We start from the raw sequence: 13,696 nt of genomic DNA, 5'->3' as shown, positions 1-13,696 counted from the left end.
GCGCTCCTGCCTTGTCATTATCGATATCATTATTGATAATAGCCAAAAGTCAAGCGGTTCGGGAGGACCCATGTCAGCCATCTCGTTGAAGGCCGTCCGGAAGGATTACGGCAGCGTGACGGTCATTCGGCATATCGATCTGGACATCGAGAGCGGCGAGTTCGTCGTCCTCGTCGGGCCTTCGGGCTGCGGAAAATCGACGCTGTTGCGCATGATCGCGGGGCTAGAGGAGATTTCCGGCGGCGACCTCGTTATGGGTGGGCGCAGCGTCGGCCATCTGCCTCCGGCCGAACGCAATATCGCGATGGTGTTCCAGGATTACGCGCTCTATCCGCATATGAGCGTCGAGGACAACATGGCCTTCGGTCTGAAGATGCGGAACGAAGAGCCGGCCCACATCGCCGGGAAGGTGAGGAACGCTTCGGGCATCCTCAAGCTGGAGCCGTTCCTCGATCGTCTGCCGGCCCAACTCTCCGGCGGTCAGCGACAGCGCGTGGCGATGGGCCGGGCGATCGTGCGCGATCCGCAGGCGTTTCTCTTCGACGAACCGCTCTCCAATCTCGACGCCGCGCTGCGCGTCGAGATGCGGCTCGAAATCGCCAAGCTTCATCGGCGCATCAAGGCGACGACCGTCTATGTCACCCATGACCAGGTCGAAGCGATGACACTGGCCGACCGGATCGTCGTCATGAACGGCGGCAATATGGAACAGGTCGGGCCGCCGCTCGAACTCTATCGGCGGCCGAAGACGCTCTTCGTCGCGAAGTTCATCGGCAGCCCGACGATGAACACCCTCGACTGCGACATCGTGGAGAGAAGCGAAGGTCGCGTTCGGCTCCGGATGCCGGCAGGCGATGCCGATCTGCCGTCGACGGAGGCGTCCCACGACCTGACACGCCTCACGCTCGGCATTCGATCCGAAGATCTCGACATCTGTTCGCCCGACGCGGCTTGGTTCACGGGCGAGTTGTCGGTCGTCGAGCACTTGGGCAGCCAGACCTTCGGCTATCTCGACATCGGCCGGGACCAGACGATCACGGTGGAGTTCCCTCGAACCAGCACGATCCGCGTCGGAGAGCGCGTTTCGGTGGCCGGCCGAAAAGAACATGCGCATCTCTTCGACCCGAATGACGGCCGCCGCATCGATTGAGGGAGATCGTGGAGGCCGGCCACCCGCTTTCGAGCATGCCCGTCCTGGCGAGACGGTTGAAACGGTTTTCCGGTTCGACGGAGGCTGACATCATAAAGCAAAACCCTTCAACAAGGCCTGATGAGGGGGTCTGGCAGATCCGGGAACGGGACATGTACCGCGCGAGTTATGACGCCGCCAATCCCGCGCCTGACCAACGCTCGGCCTGAAGCAAAGGCGCCGAGCCGTGCGGCTCAGGACGAGAGGACGATCGACAAGATCGATATTGCGTTGCATTCGGAGGCTTCGATGCGCAAGACCGCCACAATCGCCCTGGTCGCCATTCTGACGGTCGCCGCCGGGCCATCTTATGCCGCCGGCTGCCTCAAGGGCGCCGCCGTCGGCGGCGTCGGCGGTCATTTCGTCGGCAAGGGCCATGCGGTCGCGGGCGCGGCCGTCGGATGCGTCATCGGTCACCACCGTGCCAAGGTCGAAGCTCGCAAGCAGGCGCAGGATCAAGCCGCACAGCCCGTGCCGAAGAAGTAGGACCAATCCACCTGGGGCTGAAATGAATGTGGAGTCGTCCTTAGTCGCGCAATGAGTCTGTTGCGACGTCCTGTTTGATATTCATCGACTGGCGCTCGGCTGCTGTCTGGCGGATCAGCGCCGCGATCGTGGGTTGACGGCTCATGAACAGGTCGAAGTCACGCCGTTCCAGGATGAGAAGTTCGCAATAGTCGACCGCGGTCACGTCAGCGGTGCGTCGCGTATGGTCGAGAAGCGCCATCTCGCCGAAGATCGCGCCGGCGTTGAGATCGATCTTGCCGGACTCCGTTTCTACCTCGACGCGCCCGGACGCTAGAAAATACATGCCGTCGGGCCGATCTCCTCGCCGGATGACGCGCGTTCCAGGTGTCGCGTTGCGGGGCCGGAACAGAAGCAGTAGCGCGTCCCGATCTTCGGCCGGCACGTTGGCGAGGAGCGGAAAGGTCGCAAGCAAGGCTTCGATGCGCAGCGTACGCTGTTCGCGCCTTGTCTCGGCGCGCTGCCGGCCGGCATCGAGATCCGCCTCCAACCGCGCCAGTTTCTCGTGCCCGAAAACGCCGGCCATTGCCCCGCCTCTGTTTGTCCAGCGGGCGGTGAGGCGCTCGGCCCCCAGCGTCATGGTTTTGTTGAGCGTGATCGACAGAAGCGCGCCAGCCAGCACCAGATCACGCCCCTCCGCCGGGAGAAGGCCCAGACTGAGGCCGAGACCGGCGAGGATGAATGAGAATTCGCCGATCTGCGACAAGCTTGCCGCGATCCGGAGGCCCATTTCGAGCGGGTAGCGCAACGCGGCGACGATCAAAAGCGAGATCGCAGCCTTGCCGAACATGATGACGAGAAGCGTCGCGACGACGGCCAACGGCTCGCGCAGGATGATGCTCGGATCGAACAACATGCCGACCGAGACGAAGAACAGGACGGAGAAAGCGTCCTGGAGGGGCAGCGACTCGGCGGCGGCCCGGTGCCCGAAATGCGACTCCGACAGAACGACACCGGCGAAGAAGGCACCGAGCGCGAAGGAGACGCCGAAGACTTCGGCCGAACCTACCGCGATGCCGACGGCGATTGCGAGCACGGACAGGGTGAAGAGTTCGCGCGAACCGGTACGCGCCACCTCGCCGAGAAGCCAGGGCAAGAGGCGCGGGCCGACCAGCATGGCAAGCGCGACGAAGGCTGCGACCTTGCCAAGCGTCAGGGCGAGCTCCGCGACGAGACCGCCGCTCTTCCCTGCCGCTGCAGCCGCGTGGTGCGCTGCATCGGCGCCGAGCGCGTGGCCGCCGAGCGCCTCAGCTGCCGCCGGCAGAAGAACGAGCGCCAGCACCATGGCGAGGTCTTCGACGATCAACCAACCGACTGCGACGCGCCCGGCTGGAGTATCCAGCCGATTGCTGTCTTCCAATGCCTTCAGCAGAACCACGGTGGATGCCACTGACAGGCTCAAGCCGAAGACGAGACCGGCGCCGATTCCCCAGCCGAAAGCTGCTGCCAGAAGCATGCCGAAAAGGGTCGCGAGCACGATCTGACCGAGCGCGCCCGGAACGGCGATGCGGCGCACGGCCATCAGGTCGGGGATCGAGAAATGCAGGCCCACCCCGAACATCAGGAGGATTACGCCGATCTCGGCAAGCTGGCTCGCCATCGAGGCGTCGGCCTGGAGACCGGGTGTGAAGGGGCCGGCGAAAACGCCCGCGACGAGATAGCCCACGAGTGGGGGGAGGCGAAGGCGACTGGCAATATAACCGAGCATAAAAGCGAGGGCGAAGCCGATGGCAAGCGTGGCGATCAACTGCGTTTCGTGCACGGTCTCGCTTCTCCGATCGCCAAGCTTTTCGCGAGCATATGCAGCACAGGACTTCTCGCATAGCGCTCAAAGGCATATGCAGGGAATCTCGCGTGCGGCCGACCTTTCAGGGCGGCAAACCACGCCCCGCTTTCACCCGGCGCTTGCGGAGATCGCGCGGTGGCATGGCGACAGGCGTGCTCGATCAGCGTCTCCGTCCGCGGCATCGCCGCATAGGAACAGGCGCTCGCCCGATCGCTTACGTCTCCATACCAAACATGGAGAATGTCATGTCGAACCTGCCGACACTGCCCGACGCGGACGCACAGGAGCCTCTCCCGGATGAAGAGTTCGATGACGATCTGATCGGCGAACCCTTGGGCGACGACGACGGGATCGGGTCCGATCTGCCTGAACCCTTGAACGATCCTGTCCCAGGCGATGACGCGCCAGGCGGCACGGTCGCCAACGATTTCGCCTGATCCGATCTGCTAATGGCGCCGCCGCATCCCAGCCGGCGGCGTCCACTGCGCCAAGCTCTCCCGATCCACGATATTCAGAAGAACATACCGCGCCGTAGCCGCCCCGCGGCACCACGTGCAGCGCCAGGTAAGCGCTGCGATATCCGCGCCCGGCGCGATGAAGCCGGAGAAGTTGCGAGCCGGAAAGACGCAGCGCTTGCCGCAGTCGCAGGTCACGCCGATACCGAGGTTCTTGCGCGTCGCTTCCGCGAAATCTCGAACCCGCTGCACCATCGTCCTGCCGTCCGGTTGTCCACGCTCACAAGAGCATATGAGGAACAAACTCTCGACGTCGAGCGATGTCGTTCGCCGGCCGCGACGAACTCATGCGTCGATTTCCGGACCTGACGGGTCTCAAGGTCGCACAACTCCGCACTGAAGCCGTCAAGCCGGCATTCTTCGTCGGCCTGTTCGACTTCCTTCTGGCGAACGACGGCGATCTGATGGACTTCGCCGGATCGGCCGGCCTGGCTCCCGGCGAAGCCGAGCGGGCACGCGATGAGTTATCGCAGACGAAACCAAGAGCGGACATCACTGGCTGATGTGGGCAAGCGGGCGGTCGATCACAGCTTGCCAACAGCGATGCCGAAAAGCAGTGTCCATGCAGCCGCGAACAGGATCGGCATGGAACGCGCGAACACCATTCCTCTCCGGTGCGCCCGATCCGAACGCCCCCTGGCTTCGCTGAAGATCGATGGGCGCCACATCGCACGGGTTGCCTCCGGAGCGGCTGCAAGCGCTGCGATCAAGAGAGTATTCCATTCGTTGGCGATCCTGACGCCCGTGTTCACTCCCGACCAGGACAGGACAGCGAGCACGAAGCCGAGCACAGCCAGGATCAGGGCAACTCCACCGGCATCCTTGTTCCCCCAAAGCCATGGTGAAAGCGATCGTCAGGAATGCCTCGGCACTGATGAGCGCATTGATGCGCGAATTGAGAACATCGACCTCGAACCGCATCTCTTCGCGGATATGACGGATCGCGACCGTATCGTCGCTCATTCCTAACCGCTCCTACCGAAGCCTCACGCCGGACCCGCCGCCGATCTCGGAAACGAACTCGACGCCGGCATTCTGAAGAGTGCCCTTGAGCGCCGCGACATTGGCTTCGGCAGGCGGCAGACGACCCGTTTCGAAGTCTCGGATCGCGGCGACATCGGCACCGGATGCCTCGGCGAGTTGAAGCTGTGACCATTCGAGAAGGGCACGGGCGGCTCGGCATTCGGCAGGTGTCATCATGGCGGCAGCGTAGCCTGACCCGCGGGGTTCGGCAAAACGCTGCGTTGAACCGTCCGGCCGGCGCGATGCTCAAGTCTGGTGTCAGGCTCGTCTGGCAGCCTGCAGTTCGTCTCTTATGCCGATCGCCGTGTTCGGGCGACCTTCGTTCCTGATACCTCCGCTTCAGTATGCGCCGAGGCCAGACCGAGATTGCGCAGATGACCGAGAGCCATTTGTCGCCCGACGAGCATCGCGCTCTGGCGGCTATGTGCAGCGACCATTCCATCGCTCGCTTCATGGCGCCGAACTTCATGACGCATCTCGAACGCTTGGGGCTCGTCGAGCGGAATGCCGGCGCGGTCATCGTCAGCGCCGAAGGGCGGCGACGAGTCGGAGCTTCCAGGATGGTCGGACCGCGCTGACCGGCATTCGCCGAAGGCTGAAGTCGCGAGTCTACGACAACTCTGCCTCATCAGACGGCTTCCGCCTCACCGATCCGCTCTTTTACGATGAGCGGAGCCTCGGCATAGGTCGCAAGGGTGATCTCTGTCCAAGACGTCGCGCCGGGCTGGATCAAATTCGGGACGTCGCGTCGATATCCGCCTGAGAAGACCCTTCTGGACGTTCATACCTGAAGAAGAGGAGAGGGCGTGGCGCGGCTTCGTATCCACGAGCGATGCTGCAACGCGGAGCCTCATGGAAGGGGTTGCGCCGCGTTGTCGCGAAATCGAGATCGAGAAATGTCAGTCGATCGTTCCGGCCGTCAGGTGGGGCGTGCGACGCAGACGCGATTGATCTGCGTCCGTCCACCACGCTTGGTGAATTGAGCGATCTCGCCGGACGGGCACTTCCCGTCGTCATACAGAACCGACTTCCCGCCCATTCCCTCCATGGATTCAAGCGTGGGGCGTGTCGACACGACGGTATCGGAGCTCGCCATCCTGGTGGATTGCATACATCCCGTCATCAGGATTGGCGGAGCGAACAAGAGCACTGGTAGAAGTACGTGAATCCTCCGCATTGTCGATCCTCCCTCTTTGGCCCGTCGGGCCGTTTGGACAATAGCAGAGATATTCCCTTGGGGAAGAATCGCTTGGACGGCGATCTGCGTGGGATGTTCGCTCGAGCGCGGCTCAGCAGGGCAGCCAACACAAACGGCCAGTCTTCTCCCGTTTCTGATGCGCGACGCTCACGTAAACACGCCACAGGAAATGTGATCTCGCATCGAGCGTTCGGAAAGCACGACCCGGCGCTGGCGGAGGCACGGCATTATCTACCGATGGGCTGAGGGGTCGGTGTCGCGACGATCGACGAGTTCGGCCACTCCGTCCTCGCATCGCCACCGGTTCCCTCCTACCTTCGCTACCGCGTAATCATGCGGACTGGGACGGAACACGGATGCAGACCGACCGACCTGACGAGTTCCGATGGTCTTATTCGATAGCTGAACTGTGGGCGGATGGTGTGGTCCACGCGCTCGGCGTTATCCTGACGATCACCGGCTCTATGGCTCTTCTGACCTTCGCCGTCGGTCACATGACCAGGGTTCAGACCGCAGGGGCAGTGGTGTACCTCGCGACGCTGATGCTCTCGATCGGCGTATCGGCCGCTTACAATATTTGGCCAGTCTCCCGAACCAAATGGCTTCTTCGTCGCCTGGACCATTCGGCGATCTACCTGCTGATCGCCGGCACCTATACGCCGTTCATGATCGAGATGAAGGCCTACGCGATGCTGTCCTGCGTGTGGGCGATCTCGCTCGCCGGTGTCACCCTGAAACTGCTTTGCCCAGGGCGGTTCGACCGGTCGGCAATCGGCCTCTACCTCGCCCTCGGCTGGAGCGGCATCTTCATGTTCACCCGGATCACCGAGACGCTCTCCTCGACCGTGATCGTTCTGATCCTTGCTGGCGGCGTCGTGTACTCACTCGGCGTCTTATTTCATGTCTGGGAACGGCTGCGGTTTCAAAACGCCATCTGGCACAGCTTCGTGCTCACGGCCGCTGCGATCCATTTCGTCGCCGTTTGGCGATCGCTCGTTGCGTAGAACGGGAGCGCCAAAGGTCTTGCTCTCGCCAACGATCCAAGCGCGTAGGAACTCAAGTCGATCTTGTCGGGCCTTCATGACGGCTGCGCCAGGCCCGAAGCTCCGGCGGCCGAAGGCGATACTTGCGGTTACAGTCGAGAAAGACGAAGCCACGGCGGCAAGGACCGTCATCAACGCAGGCCGTCAGCGTCGCGCCGAATAAGCCCCGGGGCGATAAGCGAGGCTTCAAGGGCACGAAGTTCCTTGCCCAATCGCGCGGCGGCGTTGGTCGGTTTACGGACTGGCGGGCGGCTGGACTGCCGGAGACGAAACGGCCGGCGCAATATCGCCCTGTCCGGGCTCTGAACTCGTCGATGTCGAGGATGGGGTGCTCGGCTCCTGCCCCGTCAACTGCTCATCGACGGAGGGCGACGGAACAGCATTGCTCCCCTCCGTCCTCGGGCTCGAAGATGCCGGCGTCGCTGGTGCCGGCGACGTGATAGTGGCGGCGGCATGGGTGCCCTGCACCGGATCCGAGCCAATGGGCCGAGGTGAGACGCGACCATCCGCAGAGGCGACGCGCCAGACCGTATTGCCTGCATCATCCGCGACGAGCAGCGCGCCGGTGCCGTCGATGCCGACGCCGACCGGTCGCCCATGGGCCTTGTCGCCGTCGATGAAACCGGTCACGACATCCTCGGCCTTGCCGGAGGGCTTGCCGTCCTGGAACGGCACGAAGACGACCTTGTAGCCGTTATAGGTATTGCGGTTCCAGCTTCCGTGCTCGCCGATAAACGCGCCGTCTGCAAAGGGCTCCGGCAGTGCCGAACCCTGCGAGAAGGCGAGGCCGAGCGCCGCGACATGACTCGACAGGGCATAGTCGGGCGCGATCGCCCGCTCCACCATATCCGGCCGAGACGGATGTACTCGCGCATCGACATGTGTGCCGTAATAGCTCCAGGGCCAACCGTAGAAGGCGCCGTCCTTCACCGAGGTCATGTAGTCCGGCACAAGGTTCGGCCCGAGTTCGTCGCGCTCGTTGACGACGGCGTAGAGCGTGTTGGTCCCCGGCCGGAATGTCAGCCCGTTGGGGTTGCGGAGGCCCGAGGCGTAGACGCGGGCGGCGCCCGTCTGCCGGTCGATCTGCCAAATCGCCGCCCGACCCTTTTCGGCCTCGAGGCCGTTCTCGACGATGTTGGAGTTCGAGCCGACCGAGGCATAGAGGAAACGACCATCGGGGCTGAGCGCAAGATCCTTGGTCCAGTGATGGTCGATCGGGCCGCCGGGAAGCGGCGTCAGCAGGCGAGGCGCGGCAGTGATCGCCGTCTCACCTAACCGATAGGGATAGGCGAGCACACCATCCGTCGCCGCGACGTAGAGCGTGTCATCGAACCAGGCGAGGCCGAAGGGCGACGACAGCTTGGTGAGGATATCGTGGCGTTCATCCACCTTCCCATCGCGATTGGTATCGCGCAAGAGCGTGACGAGGTTGCTTTCTTTCTGCGGTTTGTCTCCCCCGCCATGCGCGATGGACATGATCCAGCCGCGAATGAGATCCTTCGGCCGGGAGACCGGTTCTCCCCCAGGACCGCGCGACTGGACGACGAGGACGTCCCCGTTCGGCAGAGTGTAGACCGTGCGCGGATTGGCAAGATCGGTAGCATAGGCGGAAACGGCGAGGCCGTCCGGCACGCTCGGCTTGGCGTCGCCGCTCCAGCCGACGACCTCCGCGACCTTGAGATCGGGGAGGAGAGATTGTTCGGGCTCGGGCAGGACCGGGTCGGTGCCGATCTGCTGGGAAGCATCGAATTCGTTGGAGCCGTTGCAGGCACCAAGAGCCAGGAGCACCGTGACGGCGCTTGCCCGGAGGGCGAAGGGTAAGGGGCGGGAGTCAGACATTGCGGCGGCCCTCCTCGATCTTCGTCAGCGAATGTCCGATCCAGGCGGTCAGCAGCATCAGAACGGCGGTCACGGCGGAAAGGGCGAGACCATAGGGGACAACGGCCGTCCATCCGTCGCCGGCATGGACCAAGCTATTGATGAAGGCGAGAACGAGGACGAGAAACGAGCCAACCGAATGCAGCCAGGATCTCCGCCGTCCGCTGCCTCGCCGCCGAATGACAAGATCGACAAGGCCGGCAATCACTGCGAGTCCGCCGCCGACCAGCCCGGCAAAGAGCAGCCAAGCCGAAAAGTTCTGCCACATGATATTCCCCGACTGCCAGAAGGCGATGTCGGTGAAGAGCGCCAGCGTAAAGCAGACGACCGGAAAGGATGCGAGGAAGGCGTGAACGCCATGTCCTCCGTCTCTCGTGCGAAGAGTCGGTTGCGTCGATGCAAAGGACATGGATTGCTCGTCGGAGCGAGGAAAGGCCATAAAGGCGATACGACGAAGCCTGAACGATGTTCCGCCCGAGTTTCGTTGCCCGGCTGTTTCACCGAGAAGTGCCCGGCGAGAAGGGCGCCGAACGCGGCCATGACGATGACTATTGGTCTGCCCCCTGAAGAGTGACCCTCCCCGGAATAGGTTTTTTGCGCCTTTGGAGGATGCAGAGAATACCGAGGAAGAAGCCGAGCCCGGAAGAGATCGTCGCCAAGCTGCGACAGGTCGATGTTCTGTTGCCGCAAGGTCGCCCCGTTGCTGAAGCGGTGTGCACGATCGGCGTGACGAACGAAGTCAAAATTCATCCGACCGCTTCCGGGCGTCGACTATCACTGCCCCTGAAACCGGATGGAGCGGAAAGCGGTCAGTCCAGCTCCAACGGAAAAACTTGCAAATTCGGACACTATTGCTCGGCCTGGCCGGGTTGGGAGGAGATTGAGAAGGTCTCGACCCCTTTCGCCGATGCCATTGCTACTCGCTTCGATCTCGTCAGCGGCGATCCCAGCTCATCGCCGAAATACCGAGCACGCGATCCTGGGAATACCCCTTAGGAAGCGCCCGTATCCGCCGAAACCAACGAGCATGCCACTCCTCGGTCCCGCCAAGAAGATTTTAGTGGGAGAGTGACATGAGAGCGGTAGTGTACAACGGACCGCGTGACGTTGCGGTGCAGAACGTCCCGGACGCGACGATCGAGAGGCCGACCGACGTCTTGGTCCGGATTACGAGCACCAATATCTGCGGCTCCGACCTGCACATGTACGAGGGCCGGACCGACTTCCCGCAGGGTGGCGTCTTTGGCCATGAGAACCTTGGGCAGGTGGTCGAGGTGGGCAGCGGCGTCGACCGTGTAAAGGTCGGGGACTGGGTCGCCATCCCTTTCAACATCGGCTGCGGGTTCTGCAAGAACTGCGAGCGCGGCCTCAGCGCCTTCTGCCTCACCACCGCGGATCGAAGCGTCATGCCGAACATGGCCGGCGCCGCCTATGGCTTTGCCGATATGGGGCCATATCGGGGAGGACAGGCCGATCTTCTGCGCGTTCCCTATGGCGATTACAATTGCCTGAAGCTGCCGCCGGATGCGGAAGAGCGGCAGAACGACTACGTGATGCTGGCGGACATCTTCCCCACCGGCTGGCATTGCACCGAACTCGCGGGACTGCGCCCCGGCGAGTCCGTCGTCATCTACGGCGCCGGGCCGGTCGGTCTCATGGCGGCCTATTCCGCGATGATCAAGGGCGCCGGCATGGTCATGGTCGTCGATCGGCATCCCGATCGCCTACGGCTGGCGGCCTCGATAGGCGCTCTGACCATCGACGACTCCAAGGGTTCTCCAGTGGACCAGGTGATGGAGCTTACGAATGGCGTCGGCGCCGATCGTGGCTGCGAATGCGTCGGCTACCAAGTGCACGACCCGGGGGGCGAAGAGCGCCCGAACATGACCATGAACGACTTGGTGAAGTCGGTGAAGTTCACAGGTGGCATCGGCGTCGTCGGTGTCTTCGTTCCGCAGGATCCCGCGCCCCAAGACCAACTCTACGAGCAAGGCGAGATCGTCTTCGACCACGGCTTGTTCTGGTTCAAGGGTCAGCATATCGGCACCGGACAGTGCAACGTGAAGGCCTATAATCGCCAATTGCGCGACCTGATCTCGACCGGCCGGGCGAAGCCTTCCTTTATCGTGTCGCACGAGCTGCCATTGGGTGAGGCTCCGAAAGCCTATCACCATTTCGACACGCGCGATGATGGCTGGACTAAGGTGGTTCTCAAGACCGCCGCGTGACGGATCGAAGCGGGGCGGCAGCTTCCGTTGCCACTCCGCCGTCCTCCTCCCCGTGCATCGAGACCTCAATGCCAAACTACGACTACGCTTGCCCGACCTGCGGGCCGTTCACCGCGATGCGGCCTATGGCAGAATTCCATGAGCCATGCGCCTGCCCGACCTGCGGCGGCATGGTGCCGCGAGCCATCCTCAGTGCACCTGCCATTGCCGGCCTGAACCCGATCCAGCGCAGCGCCTTCGCTGCGAGTGAAGCTCGTACGAACAGCCGAGAATCCGTGAAGGCGGCCCATCCCGCCGGCTGCGGCTGCTGCATGCGCGGGTCGCCAATCCCGAGCGCATTGGCTTCGACCGACCGCGTCTTCTCGTCGAGCGGCCCACTGCCTCGTGAACGGCGGTGAGCCCTATCCATCGTGCCGGCGATATTCCGACGTTGACCGACGCGCTCGTTTCGTGGGGCGGCGAACGCTCGTGTCGGAAGCAGAACGGCTTGCCGTGAAAGAAGGAGGGACTCCTTCCGGCGGGTTCCCTGGAGGGGCAATCACCTTGCTGAGCGGCGCCGCGAGGAAAGGTCTTCTGGACTGAGCTTGACCATCCAGTGGGCACCGGAACTTCGAGTTACCCGACCGCTGACGGCGTTCTCCGATCGACTTCCGTCATGTCGTAGCCAAAGGCTGGGGCGGTACGGAGGGCGAGCGGCTCCCACTCTCGACGCGCAGGGACGTAGCGTTCGGCACAGTCCGGCAGCACCGATATGCCGGCGCTTTCCAGCGTCACCATGGCGGCGGCACAGCTCCGCCTCGATCGGCGATCCGATCCCCCATCGGCGGTCGCAAATGCAAAGCTCCGGTCGGTTGTTTCGAGGAGCAGTCTCGTTCCGCGTTTCAGCGAGGCCACGGGCGCGGACGCGATCAGGCCTTCATAGCGCTCGCGATCGAGCGCGGTCTCGATCAGCGAGACCAGATCCAGGAGAACGAAGCAGAAGCGCGAGACCGCGTATACGGGCTCCTCGAAGCGGAAGTAGTATAGAAGTGGGAGAAGTGGTGCGCCTCCTTGGTCGCGGCGAGCGACCCTGCGAGGTTGCTCAACTGGCTGGAGGCGTTGCCGGGATCGCCCCCGGGGATGAGTCTCGCCAGCATCACCGCCGCGTCCCCGGTGCCGTCGGTCATGAGATCGATGGCGAGCGCCAGCGCGTTCCGCTCTCGCAGCGCCGCATAGACCTGCACGAGGTAGCTCAGCACCAGCGACAGGACGGACGCACCGATGAGCGAGTTGGCGAGGAAGAGGATGCGGGTGCCGGTGGAATGCGGTGCATAGTCCCCGCCACCGACGATCGACAGGCTATTGCCGGCGACAAGCAAGGCCGTGACGAAATCGGTTGGCGTGCCTCCGCTTGAAGGTCGGATCGTCGTGCCGAGCTCCGGCCTTATTACGAGCGCCGCGCCGATCGTCAGGCCCAGCGCCCAGAAGCCGATGAGCGAGACGACGATGAAGGGACCGCCAATCGACAGGATTGTCCCGCGCCACTTGCCCGACGAGCGCGCGGCCGTCCGGAAGCAGGCCCACACCATGCGGTTCCAATAGGGCGCCAAGAGCCCCGTGCCGGCGCGGGCATAGAGTACGGTCAGGAATATGTCGGCGAGGAACAGAAGGATCAGCGCTGCCCCGATGGCTTGTTCGATCGTCATGGACGGCGCCTCGTTCCTCGCCGTTCGCTTCAGGACGGTTGCATCGGCAGCGCGTCGGCGACTGTGCCCTCGGCCCTGTAGTCCGGTGGAATCTCGAAGTCCTTCCGGGCGAGGCCTCGAGACGCCTCGGCGCCCTTCGGCAAGCCGCTCCGGTCCGAATAGTCGCGGTTGGTCCCTCGACTGCGACGGTGCACGATCTTGACAGCCTTGTAGGCGGTCAGGTCCAGAAGGGTGATCCCGATGACGAGGGCGAGCGCAATCGCAGTGTTGTCCCGTTTTGGGTTCTCGCGATGGAACCCCGTGGCAAGCGTGCCGATGTCGAGCGCGTCGCCGGCGATCCGCGCTGCCAAGCCCACGGGTTGGTCCACGGAAAGGGTCGGAATCGCGCTCGCGAGTTCACGAGCGCCATAGGCGCGGATCAGACCCTCCTTGCCATCGAGGCCCAGCGTTCGGGCGAGGCGTCCCGGGGCCACCAGTTCGACGATGCCGAGCCCGATCGACAACCAACCGAGGGCGCGTGCCAGCTTGTCGGCCCCCGACAGGGAACTCGGACCTTTGCGTTGAACACGGGGATCACCCTTGGAGCGAGCGATGCCGGAAAGATTGGTCGAGAGCATGGAATGCCT

General features: G+C 63.4%; 17 protein-coding genes. 9 read left to right on the top strand and 8 right to left on the bottom strand.

All coding sequences use genetic code 11. From position 1 onward, the window contains the following. Positions 1-70: 70 nt before the first annotated feature. Together IEY14_RS10335 and IEY14_RS10330 are read left to right on the top strand one after the other, a co-directional pair. Positions 71-1,150, top strand: a complete 1,080-nt coding sequence (locus IEY14_RS10335) for an ABC transporter ATP-binding protein (protein WP_188909200.1) — start codon at positions 71-73, stop codon at positions 1,148-1,150. 168 nt (positions 1,151-1,318) lie between these two features. Then, positions 1,319-1,675 carry a hypothetical protein gene (locus IEY14_RS10330; RefSeq protein ID WP_244639430.1) on the top strand — a complete coding sequence of 119 codons (357 nt, stop codon included), beginning with the start codon at positions 1,319-1,321 and terminating at the stop codon, positions 1,673-1,675. A gap of 40 nt (positions 1,676-1,715) precedes the next feature. On the opposite strand, the gene IEY14_RS10325 is transcribed toward IEY14_RS10330, so the two are convergent. Further along, positions 1,716-3,476: a cation:proton antiporter domain-containing protein gene (locus IEY14_RS10325; RefSeq protein ID WP_188908181.1), complete on the bottom strand. Its 1,761-nt coding sequence runs from the start codon at positions 3,474-3,476 to the stop codon at positions 1,716-1,718. A 269-nt stretch (positions 3,477-3,745) separates the two neighbouring features. Here IEY14_RS10325 and IEY14_RS10320 point away from each other — a divergent pair, with 269 nt between their 5' ends. Beyond that, a complete protein-coding gene (locus IEY14_RS10320) occupies positions 3,746-3,937 on the top strand; it encodes a hypothetical protein (protein WP_188908179.1) in 192 nt (63 codons plus the stop codon). Positions 3,938-3,946: 9 nt separating this feature from the next. On the opposite strand, the gene IEY14_RS10315 is transcribed toward IEY14_RS10320, so the two are convergent. Next, positions 3,947-4,210, bottom strand: coding sequence for a hypothetical protein (locus tag IEY14_RS10315; RefSeq protein WP_188908177.1), 264 nt, complete (start codon positions 4,208-4,210; stop codon positions 3,947-3,949). 65 nt (positions 4,211-4,275) lie between these two features. Between IEY14_RS10315 and IEY14_RS10310 the strand changes: the two genes are divergently transcribed. Then, positions 4,276-4,518: a DUF3572 family protein gene (locus tag IEY14_RS10310; RefSeq protein ID WP_188908175.1), complete on the top strand. Its 243-nt coding sequence runs from the start codon at positions 4,276-4,278 to the stop codon at positions 4,516-4,518. Here the strand turns inward: IEY14_RS10310 and IEY14_RS10305 are convergent. Then, positions 4,508-4,978, bottom strand: a complete 471-nt coding sequence (locus tag IEY14_RS10305) for a hypothetical protein (protein ID WP_188908173.1) — start codon at positions 4,976-4,978, stop codon at positions 4,508-4,510. The genes IEY14_RS10310 and IEY14_RS10305 overlap by 11 nt on opposite strands. 434 nt (positions 4,979-5,412) lie before the next feature. Between IEY14_RS10305 and IEY14_RS10300 the strand changes: the two genes are divergently transcribed. Beyond that, on the top strand, positions 5,413-5,616 hold the full coding sequence (locus tag IEY14_RS10300) for a hypothetical protein (protein WP_188908171.1): 204 nt from the start codon (positions 5,413-5,415) through the stop codon (positions 5,614-5,616). 341 nt (positions 5,617-5,957) lie between these two features. Here IEY14_RS10300 and IEY14_RS26245 read toward each other — a convergent pair whose 3' ends face one another. Continuing rightward, entirely contained in the window at positions 5,958-6,134 is a 177-nt protein-coding gene (locus IEY14_RS26245; RefSeq protein ID WP_308422015.1) for a DUF6719 family protein, read from the bottom strand. A gap of 458 nt (positions 6,135-6,592) precedes the next feature. On the opposite strand from IEY14_RS26245, the gene trhA reads away from it, so the two are divergent. Beyond that, a complete protein-coding gene (gene trhA, locus IEY14_RS10295; protein ID WP_188908169.1) occupies positions 6,593-7,240 on the top strand; it encodes a PAQR family membrane homeostasis protein TrhA in 648 nt (215 codons plus the stop codon). 273 nt (positions 7,241-7,513) lie between these two features. On the opposite strand, the gene IEY14_RS10290 is transcribed toward trhA, so the two are convergent. Both IEY14_RS10290 and IEY14_RS10285 read right to left on the bottom strand, forming a co-directional pair. Further along, positions 7,514-9,118, bottom strand: a complete 1,605-nt coding sequence (locus IEY14_RS10290; RefSeq protein ID WP_188908167.1) for a PQQ-dependent sugar dehydrogenase — start codon at positions 9,116-9,118, stop codon at positions 7,514-7,516. Further along, positions 9,111-9,566 carry a DUF2231 domain-containing protein gene (locus IEY14_RS10285; protein WP_188908165.1) on the bottom strand — a complete coding sequence of 152 codons (456 nt, stop codon included), beginning with the start codon at positions 9,564-9,566 and terminating at the stop codon, positions 9,111-9,113. Before IEY14_RS10285 ends, IEY14_RS10290 begins: the two co-directional genes overlap by 8 nt. Positions 9,567-9,766: 200 nt before the next feature. On the opposite strand from IEY14_RS10285, the gene IEY14_RS10280 reads away from it, so the two are divergent. The 3 genes from IEY14_RS10280 (at position 9,767) to IEY14_RS10270 (ending at position 11,783) form a co-directional block, all read left to right on the top strand. Continuing rightward, positions 9,767-10,153 (top strand): hypothetical protein, encoded by a 387-nt coding sequence (locus IEY14_RS10280; RefSeq protein ID WP_188909281.1) that lies wholly within the window; start codon positions 9,767-9,769, stop codon positions 10,151-10,153. A gap of 77 nt (positions 10,154-10,230) precedes the next feature. Further along, positions 10,231-11,385 carry a glutathione-independent formaldehyde dehydrogenase gene (locus IEY14_RS10275; protein WP_188908163.1) on the top strand — a complete coding sequence of 385 codons (1,155 nt, stop codon included), beginning with the start codon at positions 10,231-10,233 and terminating at the stop codon, positions 11,383-11,385. 68 nt (positions 11,386-11,453) lie between these two features. Next, positions 11,454-11,783 (top strand): FmdB family zinc ribbon protein, encoded by a 330-nt coding sequence (locus IEY14_RS10270; protein ID WP_188908161.1) that lies wholly within the window; start codon positions 11,454-11,456, stop codon positions 11,781-11,783. A gap of 549 nt (positions 11,784-12,332) precedes the next feature. On the opposite strand, the gene IEY14_RS10265 is transcribed toward IEY14_RS10270, so the two are convergent. Both IEY14_RS10265 and IEY14_RS10260 read right to left on the bottom strand, forming a co-directional pair. Next, positions 12,333-13,070: an ion channel gene (locus tag IEY14_RS10265; protein ID WP_244639428.1), complete on the bottom strand. Its 738-nt coding sequence runs from the start codon at positions 13,068-13,070 to the stop codon at positions 12,333-12,335. A gap of 29 nt (positions 13,071-13,099) precedes the next feature. Beyond that, on the bottom strand, positions 13,100-13,687 hold the full coding sequence (locus IEY14_RS10260; RefSeq protein WP_188908160.1) for a hypothetical protein: 588 nt from the start codon (positions 13,685-13,687) through the stop codon (positions 13,100-13,102). Positions 13,688-13,696 lie beyond the last annotated feature (9 nt).

The organism is Aureimonas endophytica (assembly GCF_014642635.1).
Taxonomy (GTDB): domain Bacteria; phylum Pseudomonadota; class Alphaproteobacteria; order Rhizobiales; family Rhizobiaceae; genus Plantimonas; species Plantimonas endophytica.
This window is presented reverse-complemented; position numbering and strand designations above follow the sequence as displayed.

What these genes read in the sequence shown, in the direction of transcription:
- IEY14_RS10335 (WP_188909200.1), top strand. Translation starts at nt 71, where the DNA reads ATGTCAGCCATCTCGTTGAAGGCCGTCCGGAAGGATTACGGCAGCGTG.
- IEY14_RS10330 (WP_244639430.1), top strand. Translation starts at nt 1,319, where the DNA reads ATGACGCCGCCAATCCCGCGCCTGACCAACGCTCGGCCTGAAGCAAAG.
- IEY14_RS10320 (WP_188908179.1), top strand. Translation starts at nt 3,746, where the DNA reads ATGTCGAACCTGCCGACACTGCCCGACGCGGACGCACAGGAGCCTCTC.
- IEY14_RS10315 (WP_188908177.1), bottom strand. Translation starts at nt 4,210, where the DNA reads ATGGTGCAGCGGGTTCGAGATTTCGCGGAAGCGACGCGCAAGAACCTC.
- IEY14_RS10310 (WP_188908175.1), top strand. Translation starts at nt 4,276, where the DNA reads ATGTCGTTCGCCGGCCGCGACGAACTCATGCGTCGATTTCCGGACCTG.
- IEY14_RS10305 (WP_188908173.1), bottom strand. Translation starts at nt 4,978, where the DNA reads ATGAGCGACGATACGGTCGCGATCCGTCATATCCGCGAAGAGATGCGG.
- IEY14_RS10300 (WP_188908171.1), top strand. Translation starts at nt 5,413, where the DNA reads ATGACCGAGAGCCATTTGTCGCCCGACGAGCATCGCGCTCTGGCGGCT.
- IEY14_RS26245 (WP_308422015.1), bottom strand. Translation starts at nt 6,134, where the DNA reads ATGGCGAGCTCCGATACCGTCGTGTCGACACGCCCCACGCTTGAATCC.
- trhA (WP_188908169.1), top strand. Translation starts at nt 6,593, where the DNA reads ATGCAGACCGACCGACCTGACGAGTTCCGATGGTCTTATTCGATAGCT.
- IEY14_RS10290 (WP_188908167.1), bottom strand. Translation starts at nt 9,118, where the DNA reads ATGTCTGACTCCCGCCCCTTACCCTTCGCCCTCCGGGCAAGCGCCGTC.
- IEY14_RS10285 (WP_188908165.1), bottom strand. Translation starts at nt 9,566, where the DNA reads ATGTCCTTTGCATCGACGCAACCGACTCTTCGCACGAGAGACGGAGGA.
- IEY14_RS10280 (WP_188909281.1), top strand. Translation starts at nt 9,767, where the DNA reads ATGCAGAGAATACCGAGGAAGAAGCCGAGCCCGGAAGAGATCGTCGCC.
- IEY14_RS10275 (WP_188908163.1), top strand. Translation starts at nt 10,231, where the DNA reads ATGAGAGCGGTAGTGTACAACGGACCGCGTGACGTTGCGGTGCAGAAC.
- IEY14_RS10270 (WP_188908161.1), top strand. Translation starts at nt 11,454, where the DNA reads ATGCCAAACTACGACTACGCTTGCCCGACCTGCGGGCCGTTCACCGCG.
- IEY14_RS10265 (WP_244639428.1), bottom strand. Translation starts at nt 13,070, where the DNA reads ATGACGATCGAACAAGCCATCGGGGCAGCGCTGATCCTTCTGTTCCTC.
- IEY14_RS10260 (WP_188908160.1), bottom strand. Translation starts at nt 13,687, where the DNA reads ATGCTCTCGACCAATCTTTCCGGCATCGCTCGCTCCAAGGGTGATCCC.